The 1,012-nt window shown below is 54.8% G+C and carries 1 protein-coding gene; it reads left to right on the top strand.

The features are described from left to right. Nucleotides 1–2: 2 nt before the first annotated feature. Nucleotides 3–1,012 (top strand): site-specific integrase (locus DW039_RS20710; protein WP_120382315.1); only part of this gene is annotated, 1,010 nt, incomplete at its 3' end.

Raw genomic sequence — 1,012 nt, 5'->3', positions numbered from 1 at the left:
CAATGAAGAGTACATTTTCAGTAATCTACTACCTCAAGCGTCAGGTAGTGAAAAAGGACGGGACAGTTCCCGTCATGGGACGCATCACGGTGGACGGCAGCCAGACACAGTTCAGCTGCAAACTGACTGTCGATCCGAAACTGTGGGACACCAAAGGTGGACGTGTCACGGGCAGAAGCACGGCGGCACTCGAAACGAACCGTATGCTTGACAAGATGCGGGTACGCATCAACAGGCATTATCAGGAAATCATGGAGCGTGACAACTTCGTCACGGCGGAGAAGGTGAAGAACGCCTTTCTCGGACTGGAACACCGCTACCACACGCTGATGCAGGTGTTCCGCCAGCACAACGAGGACTACGAGAAGCAGGTGGAGGCAGGCATGAAAGCCAAAGGCACGCTGCTGAAGTACCGCACCGTTTACAAGCACATGCAAGAGTTCCTCGACATCCGCTACCATGTGAAGGACATCGCCCTAAAAGAGCTTACCCCGGCTTTCATCTCCGACTTCGAGATGTTCCTGCGCACGGACAAGCACTGCTGCACCAATACCGTGTGGCTGTACGTCTGCCCGTTACGGACGATGGTATTCATCGCCATCAACAACGAGTGGCTGACGCGCGACCCGTTCCGCGAGTATGAAATCAAGAAGGAGGAAACAACACGCAGTTTCCTGACCAAAGATGAGATCCGCCTGCTGATGGAGGGGAAACTGAAAAACGCCAAACAGGAATTGTACCGCGACCTCTACCTGTTCTGCGCCTTCACGGGGCTGTCGTTCGCGGATATGCGCAACCTTACGGAAGAGAATATCCGCACCTACTTCGACGAACACGAGTGGATAAACATCAACCGCCAGAAAACGGGCGTGGTGTCCAACATCCGCCTGCTCGACATCGCCAACCGCATAATCGGCAAATACCGGGGACTGTGCGGGGACGGCAGGATATTTCCCGTTCCGCATTATAACACGTGCCTTGCCGGTATCCGTGCCGTCGCCAAGCGTTGCGG

Source organism: Bacteroides sp. AF39-16AC (assembly GCF_003602735.1).
GTDB classification, from domain to species: domain Bacteria; phylum Bacteroidota; class Bacteroidia; order Bacteroidales; family Bacteroidaceae; genus Bacteroides; species Bacteroides uniformis.
The sequence above is the reverse complement of the archived record's forward strand: the minus strand, read 5'-3'. Positions and strand labels throughout refer to the sequence as shown.